Source organism: Bacillus sp. P4_D3, assembly GCF_056401855.1.
In genome coordinates this window covers 1-1536 of sequence record NZ_JBFUIN010000724.1, presented here as the reverse complement: position 1 = coordinate 1536, position 1536 = coordinate 1, and the positions used below count along the sequence as shown (strand labels likewise).

General features: G+C 37.5%; 1 protein-coding gene. It reads left to right on the top strand.

Features of this window, described 5'->3' with window-relative positions:
• A partial coding sequence (locus tag AC1DTM_RS26005; protein WP_477001239.1) for a transglycosylase domain-containing protein occupies positions 1 to 1325 on the top strand: 1325 nt, incomplete at its 5' end.
• Positions 1326 to 1536 lie beyond the last annotated feature (211 nt).

The window sequence follows — 1536 nt, the reverse complement described above, 5'->3', positions numbered from 1 at the left end:
TAATGAAGGAGCAAGGGTATATTTCTGAAGAACAATATAGTCAGGAGAAAGAATCAGGTCTTGTATTACGACGTGGTGTTGACGATAAATRTAAGGGGAAATATTCTCAATACGTAGATTATATTATTAGAGAAGCGATGGACAAGTATGAATTAACACAAAATGAAATTTTAGCAGGTGGTTATCGTATTTATACGGAACTTGACCCGAAAAAACAACAAGCGGTTGAAGATGTTGTGAATAATGATAGTTATTTTAAAGATAGTGGTTCAGATCAGCTTATGCAAACTGGAGTGGTCCTTATGAATCCAAAAACTGGCGGTGTTCCGGCTTTAGTTGGAGGTAGAGGTCCTTATCAATTTTTACAGTTTAATCATGCAACACAATTAAAAAGACAGCCAGGTTCAACGTTAAAGCCTCTTGCAGTGTATGTACCAGCGTTAGAGCAAGGATATGAAGTATACGATGTCTTAAAAGATGAACCGTTTAATATTAAAGAATATGCACCACAAAATAGTGATCATACGTTCCATGGTAATGTAACGATGTATGAAGCAGTGGCAAAGTCGTATAATGTTTCAGCAGTTTGGCTATTAGAGCAAATTGGATTAGATAAAGGATTGAAATCTTTAGAGCGGTTTGGTATTCCATTAGAGCCTGAAGACCGTACGTATCCGATTGCTTTAGGAGGTATGCATGTAGGGACTTCACCATTTGTAATGGCTCAAGCGTATAGCGCATTTGCAAATGATGGTGTCCAAGTAGAAGCTCATGCCATTAGAGAAATCCAAAATGCTGAAGGGGAAACAATTGGAAAATGGTATAAGAAAGAAACTCGTGTGACGAATGAGAAAGTTGCCCAAAAGATGACATACTTATTAAAAGGTGTTATTGAAAGGGGAACAGGTGAAAAAGCGAAAGTTAATAATATCGATACCGCAGGCAAGACAGGGACTACCCAGCTTGTAAATGGACCAAGCACTGGTGCGAAGGATTCGTGGTTTGTTGGATACACACCGGATTTAGTAGGTGCGATTTGGGTAGGGTATGATAAAACGGATAGTGAGCATTATGTGCCAGGAGGCAGCCAAATTACAACGACAATGTTCCGGGACATTATGAAGAAAGCGAATGGAAATCCAACTCAAAAGGCATTTCAGTTATCACTAATACCTGAGGCGGATTATACAAAACAATTAAAAACGATTGAGGAAGAAAAACGAAGGAAAGAAGAAGAGAAAAAACGAAAAGAAGAGGAAGAACAAAGAAAAGAACAGCAAAATGAATGGATAGATAAAGTAAAAGAGTGGATTCCATTTTGGTAAAAAAAGAGGCGAATAACGAGTTCGCCTCTTTTTTATGAGAAATGAGTGATTTTATCTCGATTCAAAATGTGGCAACAGAAAAGAAGTTAGGTGAGAATCGAGCTGCCTATAAAAATTTGATTGGTTTAACTTAATAATAAGTGGGGATGGGAAAAGCTCCACTTATTAAAGCTTCAGTTTATTTATTTAGTGTAACATTGGTCCTGCCGAA